This window comes from Actinacidiphila epipremni (genome assembly GCF_012034175.1).
GTDB classification, from domain to species: domain Bacteria; phylum Actinomycetota; class Actinomycetes; order Streptomycetales; family Streptomycetaceae; genus Actinacidiphila; species Actinacidiphila epipremni.
In genome coordinates this window covers 151,407-173,380 of record NZ_JAATEJ010000006.1, presented here as the reverse complement: position 1 = coordinate 173,380, position 21,974 = coordinate 151,407, and the positions used below count along the sequence as shown (strand labels likewise).

At 76.1% G+C, this 21,974-nt stretch carries 21 protein-coding genes; 10 read left to right on the top strand and 11 right to left on the bottom strand.

The window, feature by feature from the left end; genetic code table 11:
* Positions 1-173: 173 nt before the first annotated feature.
* On the bottom strand, positions 174-2,426 hold the full coding sequence (locus tag HCN08_RS10765; RefSeq protein ID WP_167982748.1) for a serine/threonine-protein kinase: 2,253 nt from the start codon (positions 2,424-2,426) through the stop codon (positions 174-176).
* Positions 2,427-2,737: 311 nt separating this feature from the next.
* On the opposite strand from HCN08_RS10765, the gene dhaK reads away from it, so the two are divergent.
* From dhaK to HCN08_RS10750, 3 genes are all read left to right on the top strand, one after another.
* Positions 2,738-3,730: a dihydroxyacetone kinase subunit DhaK gene (gene dhaK / locus HCN08_RS10760; RefSeq protein ID WP_167982747.1), complete on the top strand. Its 993-nt coding sequence runs from the start codon at positions 2,738-2,740 to the stop codon at positions 3,728-3,730.
* A 116-nt stretch (positions 3,731-3,846) separates the two neighbouring features.
* On the top strand, positions 3,847-4,509 hold the full coding sequence (gene dhaL, locus HCN08_RS10755; RefSeq protein WP_167982746.1) for a dihydroxyacetone kinase subunit DhaL: 663 nt from the start codon (positions 3,847-3,849) through the stop codon (positions 4,507-4,509).
* Positions 4,506-4,913 carry a PTS-dependent dihydroxyacetone kinase phosphotransferase subunit DhaM gene (locus HCN08_RS10750; RefSeq protein ID WP_167982745.1) on the top strand — a complete coding sequence of 136 codons (408 nt, stop codon included), beginning with the start codon at positions 4,506-4,508 and terminating at the stop codon, positions 4,911-4,913. The genes dhaL and HCN08_RS10750 overlap by 4 nt, the downstream gene beginning before the upstream one ends.
* Positions 4,914-4,970: 57 nt before the next feature.
* Here the strand turns inward: HCN08_RS10750 and HCN08_RS10745 are convergent, their stop codons facing one another.
* The 3 genes from HCN08_RS10745 to HCN08_RS10735 all read right to left on the bottom strand — a co-directional run bounded on the left by HCN08_RS10745 (position 4,971) and on the right by HCN08_RS10735 (position 7,150).
* Positions 4,971-5,261 (bottom strand): hypothetical protein, encoded by a 291-nt coding sequence (locus tag HCN08_RS10745; RefSeq protein WP_167982744.1) that lies wholly within the window; start codon positions 5,259-5,261, stop codon positions 4,971-4,973.
* A gap of 164 nt (positions 5,262-5,425) precedes the next feature.
* Entirely contained in the window at positions 5,426-6,472 is a 1,047-nt protein-coding gene (locus HCN08_RS10740; protein ID WP_167982743.1) for a questin oxidase family protein, read from the bottom strand.
* Between the two features lie 168 nt (positions 6,473-6,640).
* Positions 6,641-7,150: an NUDIX hydrolase gene (locus HCN08_RS10735; protein ID WP_167982742.1), complete on the bottom strand. Its 510-nt coding sequence runs from the start codon at positions 7,148-7,150 to the stop codon at positions 6,641-6,643.
* Between the two features lie 189 nt (positions 7,151-7,339).
* Here HCN08_RS10735 and HCN08_RS10730 point away from each other — a divergent pair, with 189 nt between their 5' ends.
* On the top strand, positions 7,340-8,428 hold the full coding sequence (locus HCN08_RS10730) for an O-antigen ligase family protein (protein ID WP_167982741.1): 1,089 nt from the start codon (positions 7,340-7,342) through the stop codon (positions 8,426-8,428).
* A 71-nt stretch (positions 8,429-8,499) separates the two neighbouring features.
* Here HCN08_RS10730 and HCN08_RS10725 read toward each other — a convergent pair whose 3' ends face one another.
* Together HCN08_RS10725 and HCN08_RS10720 are read right to left on the bottom strand one after the other, a co-directional pair.
* Entirely contained in the window at positions 8,500-9,036 is a 537-nt protein-coding gene (locus HCN08_RS10725) for a hypothetical protein (RefSeq protein ID WP_167982740.1), read from the bottom strand.
* Between the two features lie 45 nt (positions 9,037-9,081).
* A complete protein-coding gene (locus tag HCN08_RS10720; protein WP_167982739.1) occupies positions 9,082-9,852 on the bottom strand; it encodes a glutamate racemase in 771 nt (256 codons plus the stop codon).
* Between the two features lie 77 nt (positions 9,853-9,929).
* On the opposite strand from HCN08_RS10720, the gene HCN08_RS10715 reads away from it, so the two are divergent.
* A complete protein-coding gene (locus tag HCN08_RS10715; RefSeq protein WP_167982738.1) occupies positions 9,930-11,099 on the top strand; it encodes a glycosyltransferase in 1,170 nt (389 codons plus the stop codon).
* A gap of 31 nt (positions 11,100-11,130) precedes the next feature.
* Here HCN08_RS10715 and HCN08_RS10710 read toward each other — a convergent pair whose 3' ends face one another.
* Entirely contained in the window at positions 11,131-12,132 is a 1,002-nt protein-coding gene (locus HCN08_RS10710; protein WP_167982737.1) for a TerD family protein, read from the bottom strand.
* A gap of 257 nt (positions 12,133-12,389) precedes the next feature.
* Between HCN08_RS10710 and HCN08_RS10705 the strand changes: the two genes are divergently transcribed.
* The 5 genes from HCN08_RS10705 to HCN08_RS10685 all read left to right on the top strand — a co-directional run bounded on the left by HCN08_RS10705 (position 12,390) and on the right by HCN08_RS10685 (position 18,246).
* Positions 12,390-13,007, top strand: a complete 618-nt coding sequence (locus tag HCN08_RS10705) for a DUF6643 family protein (RefSeq protein ID WP_167982736.1) — start codon at positions 12,390-12,392, stop codon at positions 13,005-13,007.
* A 38-nt stretch (positions 13,008-13,045) separates the two neighbouring features.
* The gene (locus tag HCN08_RS10700; RefSeq protein WP_167982735.1) at positions 13,046-13,870 is read left to right on the top strand and encodes an MOSC domain-containing protein; all 825 of its coding nucleotides are present in this window, start codon (positions 13,046-13,048) and stop codon (positions 13,868-13,870) included.
* Positions 13,871-13,974: 104 nt separating this feature from the next.
* Positions 13,975-14,625, top strand: coding sequence for an Rv1733c family protein (locus HCN08_RS10695; protein WP_167982734.1), 651 nt, complete (start codon positions 13,975-13,977; stop codon positions 14,623-14,625).
* A 219-nt stretch (positions 14,626-14,844) separates the two neighbouring features.
* A complete protein-coding gene (locus HCN08_RS10690) occupies positions 14,845-17,256 on the top strand; it encodes a right-handed parallel beta-helix repeat-containing protein (protein WP_167982733.1) in 2,412 nt (803 codons plus the stop codon).
* 165 nt (positions 17,257-17,421) lie between these two features.
* Positions 17,422-18,246, top strand: coding sequence for a DeoR/GlpR family DNA-binding transcription regulator (locus tag HCN08_RS10685; protein WP_167982732.1), 825 nt, complete (start codon positions 17,422-17,424; stop codon positions 18,244-18,246).
* A 164-nt stretch (positions 18,247-18,410) separates the two neighbouring features.
* Here the strand turns inward: HCN08_RS10685 and HCN08_RS10680 are convergent, their stop codons facing one another.
* From HCN08_RS10680 to HCN08_RS10665, 4 genes are all read right to left on the bottom strand, one after another.
* Complete coding sequence (locus HCN08_RS10680; RefSeq protein WP_167982731.1) at positions 18,411-18,788, bottom strand: hypothetical protein; 378 nt, start codon at positions 18,786-18,788, stop codon at positions 18,411-18,413.
* Between the two features lie 111 nt (positions 18,789-18,899).
* Positions 18,900-20,309 carry a hypothetical protein gene (locus HCN08_RS10675; protein WP_167982730.1) on the bottom strand — a complete coding sequence of 470 codons (1,410 nt, stop codon included), beginning with the start codon at positions 20,307-20,309 and terminating at the stop codon, positions 18,900-18,902.
* A 156-nt stretch (positions 20,310-20,465) separates the two neighbouring features.
* Positions 20,466-21,140, bottom strand: a complete 675-nt coding sequence (locus tag HCN08_RS10670; RefSeq protein WP_167982729.1) for a cytochrome b/b6 domain-containing protein — start codon at positions 21,138-21,140, stop codon at positions 20,466-20,468.
* Positions 21,124-21,957, bottom strand: coding sequence for a molybdopterin-dependent oxidoreductase (locus HCN08_RS10665; RefSeq protein ID WP_167982728.1), 834 nt, complete (start codon positions 21,955-21,957; stop codon positions 21,124-21,126). Before HCN08_RS10665 ends, HCN08_RS10670 begins: the two co-directional genes overlap by 17 nt.
* Between the last annotated feature and the right edge of the window lie 17 nt (positions 21,958-21,974).

The window sequence follows — 21,974 nt, the reverse complement described above, 5'->3', positions numbered from 1 at the left end:
GCGGAGAGAGGAGAGCGCTGGGGGTACCTCCCGCCGAAGGCAGGGGGAGGGCTGCGCCGACGACCGACAACGCAGCTGGGGGCACCCCCACGCGCAGCCGTGGGGGAGTGCGTGCCCAGCCCCGCCAGCCAGACGGGATTTGTCAGACACCCCCTAGTGCGGGCGGGGCGCCCTCACAGCTGCTGCGGCGCGTTGTGCTGCTGGGCGGCGACGCGGTCGTAGATGGCCTGGGCCTCGGCGGTGCGGCCGAGTTGGAGCAGGCACTGGGCCTCGTCGTTGCGGCTGGTGAGGGTGTCGGGGTGGGTGGCGCCGAGGACCTGCTCGCGGGCGTCGGCGACCTCGTGGTAGACGGTGAGCGCGTGCGACCAGCGGCCGAGCCAGCCCAGGCCCACGGCTATCTCCCGCTTGCTGACCAGCGTGTCGGGGTGGACGTGGCCGAGGACGCGCTCCCGTACGGCCGCCACGTCGCGGGCCTCGGCGAGGGCCCGCTCCCAGTGGCCGAGCCGGCCGAGGTTGACGCCGAGGGCGTGCCGGGCGCGCAGCGTCTCGGGGTCGGTGGAGCCGGAGATCCTGGTCCTGGCCTCGACCAGCGACTCGTAGAGCTCCAGCGCCTCCGCGCTGCGGCCTAGCCGGCCCAGGCAGATGCCGCTCTCGTAGTGCGCGGCGAGCGTGTCGGGGTGGTCGGGGCCGCACACCCGGGCGCGGGCGTCGGCGACCTCGCGGTAGACGTCGAGCGCCTCGGCCCAGCGGCGGGACTTGCCGAGCATGTGGCCGACCTCGAAGCGCGTTATCAGCGTCTGCGGGTGGTCCGCGCCGAGCACCCGGGCGCGGGCCTCGGCCACTTCGGCGGCGAGTTCGTACGCCTCCCCGGTGCGGCCGAGGCGCCCGAGGTTGTAGGCCAGGTTGTGCTTGCACTGCAGGGTGTCGGGGTCGTCGGGGCCGGCCGCGCGCAGCCGCGCGGCCAGCACCTCCGCGTACTCCTGGTGGGCCTCCAGGTGGCGGCCGAGCACCCCGAGCGCGTAGGCGGCCTCGTGCCGCGCGGCGAGCGTGTCGGGGTGGTCGGGGCCGAGGACCCGGGCCCGGGTCTCGCCGACGTAGGCGTACAGGCCCAGCGCCTCCTCGGTGCGGCCGAGGCCGGTCAGGCAGTACGCGGCCTCGTAGCGGCTGCTCAGCGTGTCGGGGTGCTCGGGGCCCTGGGCCTGGTCGCGGGCGGCGGCGACGGCGGTGTGCAGGTCGTACGCCTGGCGCCAGTTGCCGATCCGGGCGAGGTCGAGGGCCTCGGCGTGCCGGCCGGCGAGTTCGGCGAGCACGCCGGGCGCGGGGGCGGGCGGCCCGGCGCGCATGCCCCGGGTGGACCAGGCGCCGGTGATGCGGTGGGGGGAGGCGGGCGCGGTGTGCCGGAGGCGGGTGGAGGCGGCGGGGATGCCGGTCGTGAGCTGCCGCGCCCAGCCCGGCAGCTCCCCGCCCTGCGTGCCCGGCTCGCCGGCGGCGGGGGCGGGCGGCGCCGGGTGCGGCGGGCCGCCGGTGCCGGCGCGCAGCGCCTTGAGCCGGCCGCCGACGTCCGCGGCGTCCTGCGGGCGGTCGTCGGGCTCCTTGGCGAGCAGGTCGAGGATGAGGCGGTCGAGCTCGGGCGGCAGTTCCGGCCGCCGGGCGCGCGGCGGCTCCGGCGCGCTGTCGCGGTGGCCGACCAGGATGGACCAGGTGTCGCCGAGGTCGAACGGCGGTGCGCCGGTGGCCAGTTCGTACAGCACGCAGCCCAGCGAGTACAGGTCGCTGCGGTGGTCGACCTCGCCGGAGGCGCCGATCTGCTCGGGCGACATGTAGTGCGGGGTGCCCATGGCGACGCCGGTGCCGGTCAGCCGGGAGGTGAAGCCGATGTCGTGGCCGAGGCGGGCGATGCCGAAGTCGCAGATCTTCACGCCGCCGTCGCTGAGCCGGATGATGTTGGCCGGTTTCAGGTCCCGGTGGACGATGCCCTGCGTGTGGGTGTACGCCAGGGCCGCGGCGACCTGCTCGGCGATGTCGATGACGTCCGGGACGGGCAGCGGGTGGCGCTGGGCGTCGTCCAGGATCTGCAGCAGGTTGCGGCCGTCGAGCAGTTCCATCACCAGGAAGAGCACGCCCTCGTGCTCGCCGAAGTCGTGGACGACGGTGATGCCGCGGTGCTGGAGCGCGGCGGCGACCCTGGCCTCGCGGCGGAAGCGCTCCTGGAGGATCCGGGTGAAGCCGGCGTCCCTGGCCTGGCCCGCGGGCTTGAGGCACTTCACGGCGACCCGGCGGCCCAGCGACTCGTCCAGGGCGCGCCACACCTCGCCCATGCCGCCGCGGCCGATCAGCTCGTGCAGCCGGTAGCGGCCCTGTATGACGGTGCCGTGCTCGCCGCCGTCGCCCGGCGCGTGGTGGTCCCCGCCCTGTCCCGCCGCCATCGCGTACCGCCACCCCCGTGGTCCTCGGTGCTTCCCGGTCCTCAGTATGGCCGCGCGGAGCCGCGCACGGCACCTCGCATCAGGGCATACCACCCCAGGAGCGGCGGCTGCGGTGCCGGACGCGCCGGCGGCGCCCGGCGGGCGGGCGGCGCGCGCAGGACGCCGGGCCGCCGGGCCGGACGGGGGCGCGGAAGGGGGCGGGTGCGGCCGAAGGGGGTGTGGTGGGGGGCGGGCCCGGTCGTTACGGGTGCCTGCGGGGCGGTGGACTCGTAGGCTGGAGATCTCCAGGGGCCGTGCGGACGGAGTAGCAGATGAAGATGCTGATCAACGTCGCCGAGAACGTGGTCGCCGACGCGCTGCGCGGAATTGCCGCCGCGCATCCCGAACTCGTCGTCGATGTGGAGAAACGGCTGATCGTACGGCGTGGCGCGCCGTTCGAGGGCAAGGTCGGCCTGGTCTCCGGCGGTGGTTCGGGGCACGAGCCGCTGCACGGCGGCTTCGTCGGCAGGGGCATGCTGGACGCGGCCTGTCCCGGCGAGGTCTTCACCTCCCCGGTGCCCGACCAGATGGTGCGGGCCGCGGCGGCCGTGGACAGCGGCGCCGGCGTGCTGTTCATCGTGAAGAACTACACCGGTGACGTGCTGAACTTCCAGATGGCCGCCGAGCTCGCCGAGGACGAGGGCGTGCAGGTCGCGACCGTCCTGGTCAACGACGACGTGGCCGTCATCGACAGCACCTACACCGCCGGGCGGCGCGGCACCGGCGCGACGCTCTTCGTGGAGAAGATCGCCGGCGCGGCTGCCGAGGAGGGCGCCCCGCTGGACCGGGTCGCGGCGCTCGCGCGGCAGGTCAACGAGGCGTCGCGGACGTTCGGCGTGGCGCTGAGCGCGTGCAGCACGCCGGCCAAGGGCGGGCCGACCTTCGACCTGCCCGAGGGCGAGCTGGAGCTGGGCGTCGGCATCCACGGGGAGCCGGGCCGGGAGCGGCGCGCCATGATGACCTCGGGCGAGATCGCGGACGTCTCCGTCGAGGCGGTCGTCTCCGACCTGCGGCCCGACCGCCCGGTGCTGGTGCTGGTCAACGGCATGGGCGGCACCCCGCTGCTGGAGCTGTACGGCTTCAACGCCGAGGTGCAGCGGGCGCTGGCCGAGCGGAAGGTCGCCGTCGCCAGGACCCTGGTCGGCAACTATGTGACGTCGCTGGACATGGCGGGCGCGTCGGTGACCATCTGCCAGGTCGACGAGGAGCTGCTGCGGCTGTACGACGCCCCGGTGGCGACCCCGGGCCTGCGCTGGGGCATCTGAGCCCGCCGGGGGCCGGCCCGTCGGCGCCGGCCCCGCCCGCACCGCCGCTTCACGCTCCCGGCGGCATCCCATGGCACCAATTTCCGCACCACCGGCGAAAGGACCGCGCGACCGCAATGAACGCAACCCCCGATTCCGAGGCGCCGGTCGACGCGGCGTTCGTGCGGCGCTGGCTGGCGGCGGCCACCGACGCCGTGGAGCGCGACGCCGCCCATCTGACCGAGCTGGACTCCCCGATCGGCGACGCCGACCACGGGACGAACATGCGCCGCGGTTTCCTGGCCGCGCGCACCGCCGTCGAGCAGGAGCAGCCGCAGACCCCCGGCGCGGTGCTGGTGCTGGTGGGGCGGACGCTGATAAGCACGGTCGGCGGCGCCTCGGGGCCGCTGTACGGCACGCTGATGCGCCGGGCGGGCAAGGAACTGGGCGAGGAGCAGGCGGTGCCGGCGGACCGGCTGCGGGACGCGCTGCGGGCCGGTGTGGACGGCGTGGCGCAGCTGGGCGGCGCGGCGCCGGGCGACAAGACGATGCTGGACGCGCTGGTGCCCGCCCTGGAGGCGCTGTCCGGCGCCCTGGACGGGGGCGAGGACCTGGCGCGGGCGCTCGCCGCGGCGGCGGCAGCGGCGCGGGAGGGCGCGCAGGCGACGACGCCGCTGCGGGCCCGCAAGGGCAGGGCGAGCTATCTGGGCGAGCGCAGCATCGGGCACCAGGACCCGGGCGCGACCTCCTCCGCGCTGCTGGTCGCGGCGTTCGCCGACACCGCGCGGGAGGGCGCATGAGCTCCCCCTCGCTGGTGGGCATAGTGCTGGTCTCGCACAGCGCCGAGGCGGCCCGCGCGGTCGCGGGGCTGGCCACCGGGCTGACCGGGGCCGGCACCGACGTGCCCGTGGAGCCGGCGGGCGGCGGCCCGGACGGCGGCTTCGGCACGAGCTCGGAGTTGATAGTGGCCGCGGCGCGTGCGGTGGACCGGGGCGCGGGCGTGGCGGTGCTCGCGGACCTGGGCAGCGCGGTGCTGACCGTCAAGGCGCTGCTCGCCGACGAGGAACTGCCCGCGGGCACGCGGCTGGTGGACGCCCCCTTCCTGGAGGGCGCCGTCGCGGCCGTCGTGACCGCCTCGACGGGTGCGGACCTGGACGCGGTGTCGGCCGCGGCGGCGGACGCGTACACCTACCGCAAGACCTGACCGGCCGGCCGCGGTCCCCTTCCGCCGGGTGCGGGAGGGGACCGCGGCGCGCGCGGCTCAGCGGCCGTAGACCAGCAGCCTGCGCACCATGTGGCAGGTGGTGTCGGACGGCTCGTGGACGCCGATGCGCTCGGCGGCGTCGCGTATCCGCCCGTTGCCGGCCTGGGCCGGCTCGTAGACGCCCGAGTCGAGCAGGGCGATCACCAGGCGCATGGACTTCAGCCGCCGGTTGTGCGCGATGTACCAGGCGCGCGGGTGTCCGGCGGGCAGGGGCTTCTTCGGCAGCGCGGGCCGGGCGGCGATCCCGGTCGGCGGGCTCGTGGGCGGGGAGAGTACGGCAGCGGGCATCGGCAACCTCCTGCGGCGTCGGCCGATCCTTGCGAACAGCTCCCATTTTACCGCCGGGCACTGACAAAGTCCGCTGGCCAGACGGTATATGACGAATGCTTGTACGACTTTCCGGCCGGGCCGGGACGCGGGTCCGCGACGGCCCGCCGACGGCCGCGCCGCCGTCACCCCGGCGACCCGCCGAGCAGCGTGACGGCGTGGTGCGCGGCGGCGAAATACCGCGGGTCGGGGTGGTCGGCGAACTCCCGGCGGGCGGCCTCGGCGATCTTGATGCCGTGCTCGTCGCCCAGCTCCACCGCCGCGTCCAGCACCCGCCGCTGCACCGCGGGATCGGCGCCGTCCACCGCGGGCTCCGGCACGTCGTCCGGGCCGCCGGCGGCGAACAGGTTCAGCAGCGTGCCGCACACGTCGCGGATCGCCTCGTACGACCGCGGGCCCAGCTCCGGCGGCAGCAGCGGCAGCATCAGCCGCAGCGCGGCGGGCGCGGTCACGGTGTGGATCGCCGGGACGGGCACCCGGCCGGGCACCTTCAGGTAGTGCGCGGCGCTCACCGCGCCCAACTCCGCGACGGCGGCGTCCACCGACCGGCCGATCAGGGCGTCGGCGTCGGCGAAGAGCTTGTCGGCGGGGCGCCGGCCCAGGGTGCGCACGGTGCCGATGGCGCGGGCGCCGCGGGCCATGGCGCTGCTGGGCAGCTGGTACATCGCCGCCCAGAAGGCCAGCCCGTTGGCGATCTCGTGCAGCTGCAAGGGGGTCGGCTCGGCGACGGCGGACGCGCTGCGGACGGCGTGCGCGGTGCGGATCAGGCCGTGCGTCAGGCCGGCCATCATGCCGGGCGCCAGCCGCGGCCACCAGGCGACCAGCGTCGCGTGCCAGCCGGTGTCGTCGATCTGCCGGCGGAAGAGCGCCGCCCAGTCCGCGAGCCGACGTGTCCGGCCGAGCGCCTCCCGCCAGGACGCCGGGTCGTCCCCGTCGATCGGGGCGAAGGGGTCGGGCGGCGCGCCGAAGCCGCGGCGCACCGCGTAGCCGTCGACCCATCCGGGGACGAGGTCCCCGTGCCCCAGCGCGGCCAGCGCCTCGGCGCCCATGGGGGCGTGGAGGGCGAAGCCGCGCAACTGGTTGCCGGGGCCGCCGGCGCCCAGGAAGAACCCCGCGTGCGCGAGGCGTTCCAGCGCCTCGTTGACCGCGGTCTCGTACGGCACGTCCGCCATGGCATCCCCTCGTCGTGGAGTCACGCGCTCGAGTACGGGCTGCTCACGTAACGCTCGGCGGACGCCCCCGCCCGCGGCGCGGGGCGCTGACCCCTCCAGTGTGCCATCGCGCGGCGCGGCGCCGTACGCGCGCGTTGCCCTGCGCGCGGGCGCGGGCCGGACGGGCCGTCAGGGGGCGCGGTAGCCGGGGTCGGTCAGGCCCGGGGCGGTGGCCGGGGCGAACCAGGTGGGGTCGTCGCGCAGCGCCAGCTCGATGCGCCCGCGGGCGATGGGGCCCAGCGGCGGCAGCTCGTCCACCGCGAACCATCCGACGTCCAGCGACTCGTCGTCGTTGACCCGGGCCTCGCCGCCCACGGCGCGGCAGTGCAGCACGATGTCCATGTACTGCGCGCGGTCCCCGTTGGGGTAGACGACGGGGACGTTGGTGAAGATGCTCAGCACCCGCTCGACGATCGCCAGGACCCCGGTCTCCTCCTCGATCTCGCGCACCGCCGCCTCGGCGGGCTGCTCGCCGGGGTCCGGGATGCCGCTGATGAGGGCCCAGCGGCCGGTGTCGGTACGGCGGTTGAGGAGGACCCGGCCGCGGTCGTCGAAGACCACCATGGCCACGCCGGGCAGGAACAGCAGGGTGTCGCCCGCCTTGGCGCGGATGTCCTGGATGAATTGCGGAGTCGCCATGGGCCGAGCCTACGCGGCGCCGGGTGAACGCCACATCCGCACCAGGTTTCCCAGCGGCGACATCGTTGGTGCCAGGCGGTCCCCACCGGCCCGATCAGCCGTTACGGTGACCCCGAGCAGGCGCCCGCGCGGGGATACGCGGGTGTCGCGGGGCCGTCGCGTACGCGGGGCGTCAGGGGGTGCCGGGGCATGGACACGACGGCGGGCGGACCGCCGGGTACCACGACCGCGCCGCGTGCCGGCGGACGGCAGCGGGCGCGCGGCGGAGTGCGGCGCGAGCGCGGCACGTTCACCGACGCCGCCGGGATCGTCGTGCTGAGCTGCGCCTCGGTGTGGGCGCTGGTCGCGGCGGCGGGCCGCCCGGCGCGGCCCGAGGGCACGCTGCTGGCGGTGCTGGCCGTCACCGCCGGTTACGCGCTCGGCCGCATCCTGGGGTCGCTGCTGCCGGCGCTGGCGCCGGGGGTGGCCGCCGGGGCGGTGCTGGCGCTGGTGCTGGGGCCGCCGGGCCGGCTGGCGGGGCGGCCCGACGCGCCGCCGCTGGGCTATCCGAACGCGGACGCCGCGCTGCTGGTGCTGGCCGTGGGCGCGGCGTGCTGCGCCGCCTGGGCCGTACGGGGTACGGCGCTGCGGGCCGCGCTGCTGGCGGTGGGCGCCGGGGCGGCGGTGGCGGCGCTCGCGCTGGGCTCGGCGGCCGGGTTCGCGGCGGGCGTCGCGATCGTGCTGTGCTCGCTGGCCGCGGCCCGGATGCGGCACCGGCTGCCGGCCCTGGTGTGCCTGGCGCTGGCCGCGGCCGTCGCGGTGGGGGTCAGCTGGTCGGTGGCGGTGGGCGCGCTGCCCGCGGGCCTGTCGGCGTCGCTGACCGGGCAGCTCACCCAGCCGCGGGTGAACCTGTGGCACCAGGCGGTCACGCTGGCCGGGCACCATCCGCTGCGCGGGGTCGGCCCGGACCGCTTCGCCGACGAGGCGGCGCCCGCGGCGGACCTAACGCCGGCCGCGCCGTCGCCGCAGTCGGCGCCGCTGCAACTGGCCGCGGAGCAGGGGATCCCGGGGGTGGCGCTGCTCGCGGTCTCCTTCGGGTGGCTGCTGACGGCGCTGTGGCGCTCGCCGCGCCCGACGCCCGTGGTGCTCACCGCCGCCGCCACGCTCACCGGGCTGGCGATGCTCGCGACGGTGGACCACGTGCTCAGCTATGCCGCCGTCACCGCGGGGGCCGGCTTCCTCGCCGGCGTGGCGACCGCGCGCCCGTTCGCGGCCGAGGCGCTGCCCCCGGCGGACTGAGCCCGGGCACGGCCCGGCCCCCGTCGATGGGCCGCGCGGGACCGTACGGGGGCCGGGGGGAGCTCAGGGTGTCAGGGGCTGGTGAGGGGGTGCCGCAGCCAGGCGGCGATGGCCTGCACCGCGCCTTCGGGGTCGTCGACGGTGACGGTGAAGCGGTGGCCGCCGCCGAGGTCGATGACGATGCCGGGGCCGCGCCGTACGACGACGGCGGTGCCCTTCTCCGGTCGCCAGCGGTAGCCCCAGCCGCCCCAGCTGCGCGGGCTGATCAGCGGGGCGAGCGCGGCGCCGCTGACGTCGGCGAGCGGGATACGGCGGCGCGGGACGCCGATGTGGCCGCAGCGCACCTCGACGCACTCGCGGTCGACCTGCACCTTGACGTGGGTGAAGGCGAGGGTGCCGAAGATGATGAGCAGGCCGACGGCCAGGCAGCCCACGATCGACATCACCAGGGGCGCGAGCGCGGTGGTGGCGGGCTGGTCCACGGCCAGCTCGACACCGAGGGCGAGGCAGGCGGCCCCCGCGGCGGCGAGGACCCATTGCATGCGGTTGCTGGCGCGGCCCGTCCACACCTGAGGCGCGACGGACTCCGGTCGGGGAGCGTGCGTCATGCTCGAAGCGTACTCATACCGTGCCCGATGGGCAGCCCCAGGCGGTCAAGCCGTGGCGGGAGTCACGGTGAGCGCGGCGCCCTGCCGGTAGCCGGCGGCGACCGCGGGCAGCTCGGCCGCGACCCCGTCGAGCAGCACTTCGAGGCCGCCCCCGCCGGGCGGTACCGGCCGGCCCGCCGCGGTGATGCGGCGCAGCGCCTGGGCGGCGACGGCGTCGGCGGAGCCGAAGAGCTCCGCGCCGGGCACGGCGGCGGCGATGCGGTCGTCGACGAGTTCGTAGTGCGTGCAGCCGAGGACGACGGCGCGTACGCCCGTCGGAGTGAGTGCCGCCGCGGCCCGCACGGCGGAGTCGACGGCCGCCTCGTCGCCGGCCTGCACGGCGTCGGCCAGGCCCGGGCAGGGCACCTCGGTGACCTGCGCGGCGCCGCCGTGGTCGGCGATGAGCGCCCGCTGGTAGGCGCTGCCCGTGGTGGCCGGGGTCGCCCAGATCGCGATCGCGCCGCCGCCGGCCGCCGCGGGCTTGACCGCGGGGACGGTGCCGACCACCGGCAGGGCGGGCTCCAGGGCGGCCCTGACCGCGTCCAGCGCGTGCACGGAGGCGGTGTTGCAGGCGACGATCAGCGCGTCGGGCCCGCGTTCTGCCGCGTCCAGGGCGCAGCGCAGCGCGCGGTCGCTGACGTCCTGCGCGGTGCGTGGCCCCCAGGGCATGCCTGCCGGGTCGCACGACAGCACCAGGTCGGCGTCCGGCCGCAGCCGGCGTACGGCCGCGGCGGCGGCGAGCAGTCCGATCCCGGAGTCCACGAGTGCGATCTTCACGCCCTCACTTTATGCGGCGCCGGGGTCGGGCCCGCGCCCGGCACCCGGGGTGCGGCAGACTGCGGCGGGTGACGGTGATGACAGTGATCGCAGGGCTGTCCCTGCTGGTGTGGGTGTGGCTGCTGCTGGGCCAGGGCTTCTTCTGGCGCACCGACGTGCGGTTGCCGCGGGTGTCCGGCGAGCCGGCCCGGTGGCCGTCGGTGGCGGTCGTGGTGCCGGCGCGGGACGAGGCGGAGGTGCTGGGCAGCAGCCTGCCGTCGCTGCTGGCGCAGCGGTATCCGGGGCGGGCGGCGGTCTTCCTGGTCGACGACGGCAGCACCGACGGCACCGGGGACGTCGCCCGGGAACTGGCCGCGCGGCACGGCGGGCTGCCGCTGACCGTCACCTCGCCCGGCGAGCCGCCGGCCGGGTGGACCGGCAAGCTGTGGGCGGTGCGGCACGGGATCGCGCTGGCCCGCGAGCGCACCGGCGCGCAGTACCTGCTGCTGACCGACGCCGACATCGCGCACCACCCGGACAGCCTGCGCTCGCTGGTGGCCGCCGCGGCCGGCGCGAACCTCGACATGGTGTCGCAGATGGCGAGGCTGCGGGTGGAGACCGGCTGGGAGCGGCTGATCGTGCCGGCCTTCGTGTACTTCTTCGGGCAGCTCTACCCCTTCCGGTGGATCAACCGGCCCGCCTCGCGCACGGCCGCGGCGGCGGGCGGCTGCGTGCTGATCCGCGCCTCGGCCGTCGACGCGGCCCGCGTGCCCGACAGCATCCGGCAGTCCGTGATCGACGACGTGGCGCTGGCCCGGGCGGTCAAGCGCTCCGGCGGGCGGATCCACCTGGGGCTCGCCGAGCAGGTGGACAGCGTCCGCCCCTACCCGCACCTGGGCGAGCTGTGGCGGATGGTCGCCCGCAGCGCCTACGCGCAGCTGCGGCACAGCCCGGCGCTGCTGGCCGGCACGGTGCTGGGGCTGGCGCTGATCTACCTCGTGCCGCCGGTCGCGGCGGTCGCCGGCGCGGCTGCGGGCGGCTGGGCGGTGTGCGGGCTCGGCGCGGCGGCGTGGCTGGTGATGACGCTGACGTACCTGCCGATGCTGCGCTATTACGGCCAGCGGTGGTGGCTGGCGCTGACGCTGCCGTACACCGCGGCGCTGTATCTGCTCATGACGGTCGACTCGGCCGTGCAGCACTACCGGGGGCGGGGAGCGGCGTGGAAGGGGCGCACGTACACCCGCCCCGACCCGGACGTGACGGGCTGAGGCGGCGCTCCGGGCGGGGCCCCGCGCGGGCTCAGCTCTGCGCGGGGGTCCAGCGCAGGCCCCAGCCGTAGGCGTAGTCGACGGTGCGCTGCGGGCTCAGGCCGGGCAGCGCGGGCAGGTGGCGGGCCTCGCGGCGCATCCGCAGCGTGTCGCCGTCGCGGCTGAGCAGCAGCAGGGCGCAGGCCGCGCTGTCGCCGCCGCGGGGGGCGAGGTCGAAGTCCTGGGGCATCCCGTACTCGGGGCGCACCGCGACCTGCCCGGCGAGCCGGCCGAAGCCGCCGCCGCGCACCGCGAGGAAGACCAGGACGCGGCGGAAGAGCGGCGCGTGGTCGAGGTTGACGGTCAGCAGGGGGCCGGTGAAGTCGCCCGCGTCGTCCCCTTCGCCGCCGCAGCCGTCGTCGTCCAGCCGGACGTAGGGCGGCAGCCACAGGGCGCCGCGGGCGCCGCCGAGCGGCTGCACGACCCCCTTGCGGCCGTCGGCGAGCTCGAACAGGGCGCACAGGTCCACCTCGTCCGGTGCCCCGAAGGCGACCCGCAGCAGCCCCGGGCCGACGCGTACGCCCTCCGGGCGCGGGAGGGGCGCGGGGGCGGCGGGCCGCGGGGTGTCCGGCAGCGGCGGGGCGGCGCGGGACAGGGCGCGCAGCCGCCAGCCGTCGCCGTCCCGGTAGCACTCGCCGACCGCGGTGCCCGGGCCGCCGGTCGGCCCCGGCCAGTCCAGCCGCGCGGGCGGGCGGCCCTCGGTGAGGGCCCGCAGCCGTACGGCCGGGATGCGGCCGGCGGGCCCGCCCTCGGCGCGGATCACCAGCAGCACGGCGGTCACGGCTCTTTCGAGTGACGCCAGGTCGAGGACGAGCGTGTCGACGACCCGGCCGCCGGGGCCGGCGTGCCGGGTGTGGGTGACGGCTCCCGAGGGGTGCGCGGACGCGCCGGCGCGTACGACACCGGCCGGCTGCGGCGGCCCCTCACCGGTGAGCACGAGTGCGCACAAATCAGCCCGCGGTATGCCGTAACCGGTGCCCCGTTCAAACTCCAAGCGGACTTCCGCGGTCGGCAACCGGACACTTTCCCCCCTGCGCAGCAGCACCGCTCCCCCTCCCCCGGCGCACAGCGCCTCCCCGACAACCCCTCCGACGCACGCCTTTTACCTGATCACACCACTGGCGGGTGACCGGTTTCCGGGGATTCGCTCAGATTGGGGACATCAGGGCTCTCGCGACCCGTCAAACACCCGTCAAACAACCCTCTAATCGGTCTCCCCAACGACCACATCGTGGGCTTAACTTATGGCTCATGACCACCCCCCGCGGTTCGTACGGTGGCGGCTACGGCAGCTACTCCCCCTCGTCTTCGTCCTTTCCGGACACCCCGATCTACGACAGCCTCGTCGCCGAGCGCGGCACGCCGCAGATCGCCCCGATCCGTGTGCCGTCGGCGTACACCGGCTACGACTCGGGAATGAGCAACGGCTACGGCGGCAGCAACCTGCCGGCGCTGCCCGCGCTTCCCGCGCTGCCGTCCGGTCCTTCGTCGCCGTCGTACCAGCAGCCGCAGCCGGCGCCGCCGGCCGGCTACCAGGGCGGCGGCTACCCGCAGCAGCCGGCGCCGTACATCCCGCAGCAGGCCGCGGCGCCCCGCGGCGGCTACGGCGGCAACGGCTTCCCGGGCGGCTTCCAGAACGGCGGCGGCCTCGCGCCGGCCGGCGGCGGCTTCCCCGGCGGCTTCCAGAACGGCCACCCGGCCGGCGTCCCGCAGGGCATGCCGCAGCAGCCCGCGCCCGCCGGCTACGAGGCGGCCCGCCCGGTCCCGCCGCGGCCGATGCCGCCGCGCCAGGTGCCCGGCGGCCACCCCGAGGAGCCCTACCAGCGGCGCAACCTCGGCACCGGCGGCGGGGGCTACTACCAGGGCTGACACCGTTGTCCCGGGCGCCCGGCTGGCACGATGGCGGCATGACCACGCCGACGCTGAGCGCCCTGCACATCCATCCGGTCAAGTCGCTGCGTGCCGTCGGCGTGGCGGAGGCGGTCGTGGAGCCGTGGGGGCTCGCGGGGGACCGCCGCTGGATGCTGGTCGACGCCCGTACCGACACCGCCGTCACCCAGCGCGAGCAACCGCGGCTCGCGCGGGTGGCGGCGCAACTGCGGCCGGGCGGCCTGCGGCTGTCCGCGCCCGGCCGGCCGGCGCTGGACGTCGCCGTGCCCGCTCCCGGCGCGCTGCGCACGGTGCGGCTGTTCGCCGGCAAGGTCGACGTGGTGCCCGCGGGGGACGCCGCCGACGCCTGGCTGTCGGGGTGGCTGGAGGCGCCGGTGCGGCTGGTGCACCTGGACGAGCCCGCCGTGCGCCGGCCGATCGACCCCGCCTACGCGCGCCCCGGCGAGACCGTGAGCCTCGCGGACGGCTTTCCGCTGCTGCTGACCACCACCGGCTCGCTGCGGGCGCTCAACGAGCTGATCGCCGCGGGCGACCACCCGTCCGAGGGCCCGCTGCCGATGGACCGCTTCCGGCCCAACGCGGTGGTCGACGGCACCGCGCCCTGGGCGGAGGACGACTGGCGGCGGATCCGGATCGGCGAGGTCGTCTTCCGGGTCGCCAAGTCCTGCGGGCGCTGCGTGGTGACCACCACCGACCAGGTCAGCGGCGTGCGCGGCAAGGAGCCGCTGCGCACCCTCGCCCGGCACCGCAGGGCCGGCTCCCGCCTGCTGTTCGGGCAGAACCTGGTGCCCGAGCATCCCGGAACCCTGCGCGTCGGCGATCCGTTGACCTTGGTGGAGTGACGCGTCGGCGCCGTTCCCGCGGCCCCAGCGGGAACTGACGTGGGCCCTGAGGGTGTCGACCGTGCCGTGTGCGGTAAGTGGACGGGTGAAGGGGGTGGTCGGCCGTGGCTCGTCGTACCAGGCTCGGCAAGGCCGGGCGGCGCAGGTTCGGGTGGCGCTGGCGGCGCAATCCGCTGCGCCGGCGTTCCGATGTCGTCGAGGCGTGGCTCGGCGTGGTCACCGTGGTGCTCTTCTGCGCGGTGCCGGTCATCGGCTGGTGGGCCGGCCAGTCCGTGGACCGCGCGCTGCAGCGCGTGGCGCGGGTCCAGCGGTCCGAGCGCAGCCTGGTGCCGGCCACCGTGGTGCCGCAGGGCGGCGGCCCGGCCGCGAAGGCGGCGCCGGGAGCGGCGGGCTCCGCGGCGGCCGGCGAGGACCGGGACGCCGACGCGCGGGAGGGCGAGGTCCTGCGCTGGACGGCGCCCGACCGCAGCACGCACAGCGGGAAGGTGCCGGTGGGCCTGGAAATGTGGCGCGGCAACCGCATATTGCTCTGGACGGACCACAAGGGCGCCCTCGTCCCGCCGCCGCTGGACGGTACGACGGCGGCGACCCACGCGACCCTGGCCGGCATGGCGGCGGGCAGCGCGGCCGGCGGGGCGCTGCTGATGTCGCGCCAGGTCCTCATGTGGCACCTCATGCGGCGCAGAATGGACTCCTGGGAGCGCGCGTGGGCCCGGTTCGACCAGGACTGGGGCCGGGCGGGCGCGGGCGGCTGAGCGGGGCGCGAGCGGGTCCGCCGGGGGCGACTCGGACGCGCCGGCGGGCGCGTGCGCCGGAGCCCGATCCGGGGCATACGCGAGTCATGCGGCGCACGCTCCGGCGGATCCCGCGTACGGCGGCGTCCGCCTGACGGGTCGTCGTCAACGGCCACCCGCGGCGCACGCTACGGTTGGTCCCCGGTCGGCCGACGCAAGAGGTGGGGGCAGAGCAACCCGATGGCACATGGCGTGGTGCAGGTGACCAACCCCGGCAGTTCGCGGTGGCGCCGCCGCACAGGCGAGTACGGCACCCTGGCCGCCGCGCTGGCGGCGGCGGGCGACGGCGACGTGCTGTCGGTGGGCCCCGGCACGTACCGGGAGAACCTGGTGATCGACCACGCGGTGACGCTGCGCTGCGCCGACGGCCCCGGCACGGTGCGGATCGCGCCGCCCTCGGGTGTCGCGCTGACGGTGCGGGCCGCGGCGGCGGTGCACGACGTGGTGGTCGAGGGCCAGGACAGCACGGCCGCCGCGCTGCTGGTGGAGACCTGCGCCCCCGAGCTGACCGGTGTACGGGTCAACGCCCGCTCCGCGGTGGGCCTGGAGGTGCGCGACGGCGCCCGGCCGACCGCCCGGCGGCTGACCGTCGACAACCCGGCGGGCGTCGGCATCAGCGTGCTGGACGCGGCGGGCGGGGTGTTCGAGGACTGCGAGGTCGTCGCGGCCGGCCAGAGCGGCGTCGCGGTGCGCGGCGGCGGCAGCCCGCGGCTGGAGCGCTGCCGGGTGCACCACGCCTCGGGCTCGGGCGTGTCCGTCACCGGGGACGGCAGCTCGCTGGAGGCGGTGGGCTGCGAGGTCTTCGAGGTGCACGGCACCGGCCTGCACCTGTCGCAGCGCGCCACCGGCCAGCTCACCGACTGCCGGGTGCACCGCACCACCGGCGACGGCATCACGCTGGACTCCGACGCGGTGCTGGCGATGTCCGACTGCGAGCTGCACGACATCCCGGAGAACGCGGTGGACCTGCGGGCCCGCGCGGTGCTCACCCTCACCCGCTGCACGGTCCGCGGGTTTGGCCGCAACGGCCTGTCGGTGTGGGACCCGGGCACCAGGGCGGACGCCAACTCCTGCGAGATCCACGACAGCACCGGCGACTACCCGGCGGTGTGGGTCAGCGACGGCGCGGTCGCCGTCATCGACTCCTGCCGGGTGCACGACGTGCCGGACGCGCTGTTCGTGCTGGACCGCGGCTCGCGCGCGGACGTGGTGGACAGCGACTTCACGCAGATCCGCAACACCGCGGTGTCGGTGAGCGACGGCGCCAATGTGCAGCTGGACGACTGCCGGATCAAGGAGGCCGCGACCGGCGCCTGGTTCCGCGACCACGGCAGCGGCGGCACCTTCGCCCAGGTCACCATCGACGACACTGCGACCGGCGTCATCGTCACCAAGGGTGCGGACCCGGCGCTGGAGCGCTGCACAGTGACCAACGCGACCGAGTCCGGGGTGTACGTCTCGGCCGAGGGCCGCGGCACCTTCACCAGCGTGCGGGTCACCGGCAGCAAGGGCTACGGCTTCCACGTCATCGACGGCTGCCGGTCCACCCTCACCCGCTGCCGCACCGAGCGCTGCGCCCGCGGCGGCTACGAGTTCGCCGAGCCCGGCCCGGTGACCGAGGACTGCACCAGCGACCGGGCCGCGACCCCCGACCCGGCGCCGGTGACCGCCCCGGTGGCCCCCGCGCCCGAGCGGCAGCCCGCGGGGGCCTCGTACGGGCTGCTCGGCGGGGTGCCGCAGCAGCGGCCCGCGGACAGCGCACCGCCCGCGGCGCCCGCCGCGCGCGACAGCACCGAGGTGCTGGCGGAGCTGGACGCGCTGGTGGGCCTGGACAGCGTCAAGCGCGAGGTGCGCACGCTGATAGACATGATCGCGGTGGGCCGCCGCCGGCAGCAGGCCGGCCTCAAGGCCCCCTCGCCGCGCCGCCACCTGGTCTTCACCGGCTCCCCGGGCACCGGCAAGACCACCGTCGCGCGGCTGTACGGCGAGATCCTCGCCTCGCTGGACGTGCTGGAGCGCGGGCACCTGGTGGAGGTCGCCCGGGTCGACCTGGTCGGCGAGCACATCGGCTCCACGGCGATCCGCACCCAGGAGGCCTTCGAACGGGCCCGCGGCGGGGTGCTCTTCATCGACGAGGCGTACGCGCTGGCGCCCGAGGACGCCGGCCGGGACTTCGGCCGGGAGGCCATCGACACGCTGGTGAAGCTGATGGAGGACCACCGGGACGCGGTGGTGGTGATCGTGGCCGGCTACACCGCCGAGATGGAGCGCTTCCTCGCCTCCAACCCCGGTGTGGCCTCCCGCTTCTCGCGCACCATCACCTTCGGCGACTACACCGCCGACGAGCTGCTGCGGATCGTGGAGGCGCAGGCCGCCGAGCACGAGTACCGGCTCGGCGACGACGCCGGCGAGGCGCTGCTCAAATACTTCACGGCGATGCCCAAGGGGCCCGCCTTCGGCAACGGGCGGGCCGCGCGGCAGACGTTCGAGGCGATGGTGGAGCGGCACGCGGTGCGCCTGGCGCATGTCGCCGAGCCCACCCACGACGAACTCCAGCTGCTCTACCCCGAGGACCTTCCCGAACTGCCCTGAGCCGGGCCGGCCGGTCCGGTGGCGGGCCGGTACCGGGGGGCGTGCGCCGGGGCGTTCCACCTGGCGGTCCCCGGGGCGCGCGGGAGTGCGGCGTGGAAGGATGGCCCGAGCGCGCTTCGCAGGGCATCGCGCGACGAGACGGACGGATCGGATACGAGGTCACGGGTGAGCGACAACCAGAACCTCCTCGCAGAGCAGCGCCGGGCACTGATCCTGGACGAGGTACGCCGCCGCGGCGGGGTGCGGGTCAACGAGCTGACCCGCAGGCTCAACGTCTCCGACATGACGGTGCGCCGCGACCTGGACGCGCTCGCCCGGCAGGGCGTGGTGGAGAAGGTGCACGGCGGGGCCGTGCCGGTTGTGGAGGCCAGCAGCCACGAGCCGGGCTTCGAGGCGAAGTCGGGCCTGGAGCTGGGCGCGAAGGAGGCCATCGCGACGGCCGCCGCGGCGCTCGTGCCGCCCGGCAGCGCCATCGCCCTGGCCGGCGGCACGACCGCGTACGCGCTGGCGCACCATCTGCTGGACGTGCCGGACCTGACGGTGGTGACCAACTCGGTGCGGGTCGCGGACGTCTTCCAGAACGGCCAGCGGCGGGCCGGCGCGGGCGAGGGCTCGGCGACCGTCGTGATCACCGGCGGGGTGCGCACGCCCTCGGAGACGCTGGTCGGCCCGGTGGCCGACCGGGCGATCCAGGCACTGCACTTCGACCTGCTGTTCCTCGGCGTGCACGGCATCTCGGTGGAGGCGGGCCTGTCGACGCCGAACCTGGCGGAGGCCGAGACCAACCGGCACTTCGTGCGCTCCGCGCGCCGGGTGGTGGTGATCGCCGACCACACCAAGTGGGGCACGGTGGGCCTGAGCTCGTTCGCGGCCCTGGAGGACGTCGACACGCTGGTGACGGACGCGGGCATCCCCGAGGTGCTGCGGGCGGAGATCGCCGAGCACCTGTCGGACCTGATCGTGGCGGGCGAGCCCGCGACAGAGGGCTGACGAGCGAGCGCCCGCAGTGGCCGGCTGAGGAACGAGGCCGTCCGCGCAGGACGCGAGGAGGAAGACCGACCGGACTCACAGCGCGGGCTGACGAGCGAGCGCCCGGACGGACTGCGGGCTGACGGGGCCGGGTGCGTATACGTCCCCGCGCGGGGGCGGCTGGCTCAGCCGATCCAGTCCCAGGCGCGGCTCGGGGCCAGCAGGAAGAGGGCGACGGCCGCCACCAGGACGACGCCGGCCACCGCGCGCAGCCGGCGTATCGCCGGTGACAGGGGGCGGCGCGGCGGGCGGTTGTCGGGGCGCCACGCGGCGGCGTGCTGCGAGGGTGTGTGCGGCTGGTCGCGGCGCCGGTTGCGGCGGCGCGGTTCGTCGGCGGAGCGCTGCTCCTCCTCGCGCAGCCGGCGCGCGACGATCCTCGCCCGGGCCGACGGCTCCTTGGGCGCGGTCGCGCGTATCGCCCGCTCCGAGTCGTTGGCGAACTGCTCCCAGACGTCGTCCGGCAGCGACGGCTCGTCGGCCGCGGGTGGTGGTTCGGTCGTCACGTCTGCGCTCTCGTCTCGTCCGGCGTCCGGTCCAGGCAGCGCCGGGCTCCCCCCGGCACCTTCCACGGTACGGCAGCCGGGGCGGCGGCGAGCCGGGGGTGGCCGGGTACGTCAGCGGTATTCGGCGAGCCGCGGCCTGACGCCGAGCACGACCAGCACCGCGGCGAGTCCCAGGGCGCCGGCGGGGACGGCGGGCCAGCCGTCGAGGGCGGCGTGGGCGTCGCCGGCGTGCGCGGTGAAGTCGTCGAGCTGGCGGCCGGCGAGGCGGTCGAGGGTGGTGGCGAAGTCCCAGAAGTCGAAGGCGACGTCACCGCGGCCGACCTCGGTGAGCACGGCGGCGCCCTGCTCGGTGTCGCCGGACGCCTTGAGCGCGCGCAGGTGCCGGTCGTCGGCCCGGAAGTGGCCGTAGCGGGTGAGGACGTCCTGGTAGGCGGGGCGTTCCTCGGCGGTGGCGTAGCCGTCGGGGGTCAGCAGCTGGTCGAGCCGTCCGACGAGCGTGTCGAAATTCTGCTGGTCGGCGACGCCGAAGCCGCTGTCGTGCACGAACCAGCGGCTCTCGGTGGCCGCCGCCTGCGCGGCGATCGCCCGGGCCTCGGCGAGCCTGGCCCAGGGGGTCAGGCCCTGGGTCCCGGCGGTGTCCACCGCGCTCGCGGCGGCGCTCATGGCCAGCGCGCCGGCCAGGGTGACGGCGAGGGCGGCGGCGGTCGCGCCGAGCAGCGCGGGGTTGAGCCGCCGCCGGTAGTCGCGGGCAAGGCCCCGCTGCCACCACAGCAGCAGCACGACCGCGACCGCGCCGAGTACCGCGGTGGCCAGGCCCCAGCGGACCGCGGAGCGGTGGGCGGCGGCGCGCTGGTCGTCGGCCTGCTTCTGGTAGGCGGCCGAGAGCCCGTCGGCGGCGGGCAGCAGCTGGTTCCGCATGACGGTGCCGGCCTGGACGTTCATGGCGACGGCGAAGGCCGGCGGGTGGCCGGCGAGCTGGTCGGGCTCCCGTTCGGCGACGTAGGCGGCGCGCCCGCTGAGGTCGTCGTAGCGGCCGAGCCCGTCGAGCAGGGTGCGCACCCGGTCGCCCTGGGCCTCGTCGCCGCCGAGCTGCCGCAGCAGGTCGCTGACCTGGGCGCGCCGCTGCTGGCCGGTGATCAGGGCGTTGAGCTGGTTGCCGACGATGACGTTCTCGTCGCCAGCGGACCTGCCGGGCGCGAGGGTGTCGGCGCGCTGGGCGTCGAGGTCGGCGAGCGCGAAGCGCAGTTGCGCGGCGACCGCGGCCCGCTGCGCCACGGTGGTGCCGAAGCGCGCGGTGGCGTCGCGTACCGCGACCGCGCCGGTCACGGCGACCGCGCACAGCACGCCGAGCGCCAGCAGCGCCGCGACCGTGCGGACGGCGAGCCGGCGCGGTCCCGAGCGGGTCGGCCGCAGCCGGCGGCGGGCGCGGTACGTCTCCGTCCGTGGTGCGGTCGCGGGAGGTGCCGGAGCCTGGGCCTGGGCCTCCTCCTGCGCCGGCGGGGCCGTCTGAGACGTCGTCATATGGCGACGCTAGGCGCGGGCCGGGAAACGCCGGTGGCCGCTCGGCGACCGGCGGATGTCCTCGGCGTAACAGAACTGCCGCGAAAATGTGGGCCGTCGGCGGAACCGTACGGCGGTGGGGCCGTCGGCGCGGTTACGGCTCCAGGGCGGTTCGGGTCAGGGTGTCCGCGAATGCCGGCCCGTGGGCTGCCCGGCGGGCGGGTCGTGCGGCTCCTCCGGCTGCCACAGGGGGTGTTCGGCGCGGGCCCACCAGCGCGGTACGTAGCCGGTGCGCAGGCCGCGGCGCGCGTCGGGGTCCTGGGCGGCGAAGTAGACGTGCCCGGTGATGGCGGCGGCGAAGAGGAGGGCCAGCCAGTCGTGCACGAAGGTGGAGCCGGTGCGCCAGACCAGCGGGGCGAGCCGCGGGAACCACATGAGCACACCGGTGCCGGCCATGACCAGCAGCGCCCCGACGCTGAAGGCCGCGTAGAGCTTCTGGCCGGCGTTGAACTTGCCGGCCAGGCTCGGCTCGCGGCGCCGGCGGCGCAGCGCCACGCCCACCCAGCGCCAGTCGTGCGGGAAGAAGCGTCCCAGGCGCCCGGCGTCGGCGCGGAAGGCGCGCGAGGCCAGGCCCAGCAGGACGGGCACCGGCACCAGGATGCCGGACCACTCGTGGACGGTGACCACCAGGCGCCGGCGGCCGACGATCTCGGCGAGCTGCGGCACGTACAGGGCCGCGCCGGTGAAGACGCACACGCCCATCAGCCAGGCCACCGAGCGGTGCACCCAGGTCTCGGTGCGGGTGAAGCGGCGCAGGCCCCGGGCCGCGCGGGGGTCAGGAGGTGGGGTCATCGTGCCGGCCGTTCGACTTGCCGACCCATCCGTCGACGTCGTATCCGTAGTGCTCCCAGTAGCCGGGCCGCACGTCCTTGGTGACGGTGATGCCGGACAGCCATTTCGCGGACTTGTAGAAGTACATGGGCGCCACGTAGAGGCGTACCGGGCCGCCGTGGGCGGCGGTGACGGGCTTGTCGTTCATGGTGAGGGCGACCAGGACGTCGGCGCGGCGGGCCTGGTCGAGGGTCAGGCTCTCGGTGTAGACGCCGTCGAAGCAGCTGAAGCGGACGGCGGCGGCGCCGGAGCGTACGCCGGCGGTCTCCAGCAGGGTGGACAGCAGCACCCCGGAGAAGGCGGTCTTGGGCACCCGCCAGCCGGTGACGCACTGCACGTCGCGCACCAGCCGGGTCTGCGGCAGGGCGCGCAGGTCGGCGAGCCGGTAGTCGGCGCGGTGGTCGACCAGGCCGTCGACGGTGAGCCGGTAGTCGGTCTCGCCGCGGTGCGGGATGGAGTCCGAGACCGAGTAGAAGCGGAATCCGCCGCCGCCGGGCAGCAGGCCGGTCACGCCCGTGGGGTCCTTGGCGCTGACCGAGGCCAGGACGGAGTCGAGCCGGTCCTGGACGGCGCCGCCGACGCCCACGCCGACCGCCCCGAGGCCGAGCATGCCGAGCACCAGCCGGCGGCCGACCGGGGTGCCGCGGCCCTGGTCGGACGGTTGGGCCGGTTGGGCCGGTTCGGCCGGTTCCGGTCCGGGGCCGGCGTCCGGGCCGGGGTCCGGGTCGTGTGCGGGGTGCTGCTCCGGTGTGCCCACCGGTGGCGTGCGGTCGTCCATGGGCCGATTCGAGCACG

Excerpts from the sequence above, each read along its gene's own strand:
- HCN08_RS10765 (WP_167982748.1), bottom strand. The coding sequence starts at position 2,426 with ATGGCGGCGGGACAGGGCGGGGACCACCACGCGCCGGGCGACGGCGGC.
- dhaK (WP_167982747.1), top strand. The coding sequence starts at position 2,738 with ATGAAGATGCTGATCAACGTCGCCGAGAACGTGGTCGCCGACGCGCTG.
- dhaL (WP_167982746.1), top strand. The coding sequence starts at position 3,847 with ATGAACGCAACCCCCGATTCCGAGGCGCCGGTCGACGCGGCGTTCGTG.
- HCN08_RS10750 (WP_167982745.1), top strand. The coding sequence starts at position 4,506 with ATGAGCTCCCCCTCGCTGGTGGGCATAGTGCTGGTCTCGCACAGCGCC.
- HCN08_RS10745 (WP_167982744.1), bottom strand. The coding sequence starts at position 5,261 with ATGCCCGCTGCCGTACTCTCCCCGCCCACGAGCCCGCCGACCGGGATC.
- HCN08_RS10740 (WP_167982743.1), bottom strand. The coding sequence starts at position 6,472 with ATGGCGGACGTGCCGTACGAGACCGCGGTCAACGAGGCGCTGGAACGC.
- HCN08_RS10735 (WP_167982742.1), bottom strand. The coding sequence starts at position 7,150 with ATGGCGACTCCGCAATTCATCCAGGACATCCGCGCCAAGGCGGGCGAC.
- HCN08_RS10730 (WP_167982741.1), top strand. The coding sequence starts at position 7,340 with ATGGACACGACGGCGGGCGGACCGCCGGGTACCACGACCGCGCCGCGT.
- HCN08_RS10725 (WP_167982740.1), bottom strand. The coding sequence starts at position 9,036 with ATGACGCACGCTCCCCGACCGGAGTCCGTCGCGCCTCAGGTGTGGACG.
- HCN08_RS10715 (WP_167982738.1), top strand. The coding sequence starts at position 9,930 with ATGACAGTGATCGCAGGGCTGTCCCTGCTGGTGTGGGTGTGGCTGCTG.
- HCN08_RS10705 (WP_167982736.1), top strand. The coding sequence starts at position 12,390 with ATGACCACCCCCCGCGGTTCGTACGGTGGCGGCTACGGCAGCTACTCC.
- HCN08_RS10700 (WP_167982735.1), top strand. The coding sequence starts at position 13,046 with ATGACCACGCCGACGCTGAGCGCCCTGCACATCCATCCGGTCAAGTCG.
- HCN08_RS10690 (WP_167982733.1), top strand. The coding sequence starts at position 14,845 with ATGGCACATGGCGTGGTGCAGGTGACCAACCCCGGCAGTTCGCGGTGG.
- HCN08_RS10675 (WP_167982730.1), bottom strand. The coding sequence starts at position 20,309 with ATGACGACGTCTCAGACGGCCCCGCCGGCGCAGGAGGAGGCCCAGGCC.
- HCN08_RS10670 (WP_167982729.1), bottom strand. The coding sequence starts at position 21,140 with ATGACCCCACCTCCTGACCCCCGCGCGGCCCGGGGCCTGCGCCGCTTC.
- HCN08_RS10665 (WP_167982728.1), bottom strand. The coding sequence starts at position 21,957 with ATGGACGACCGCACGCCACCGGTGGGCACACCGGAGCAGCACCCCGCA.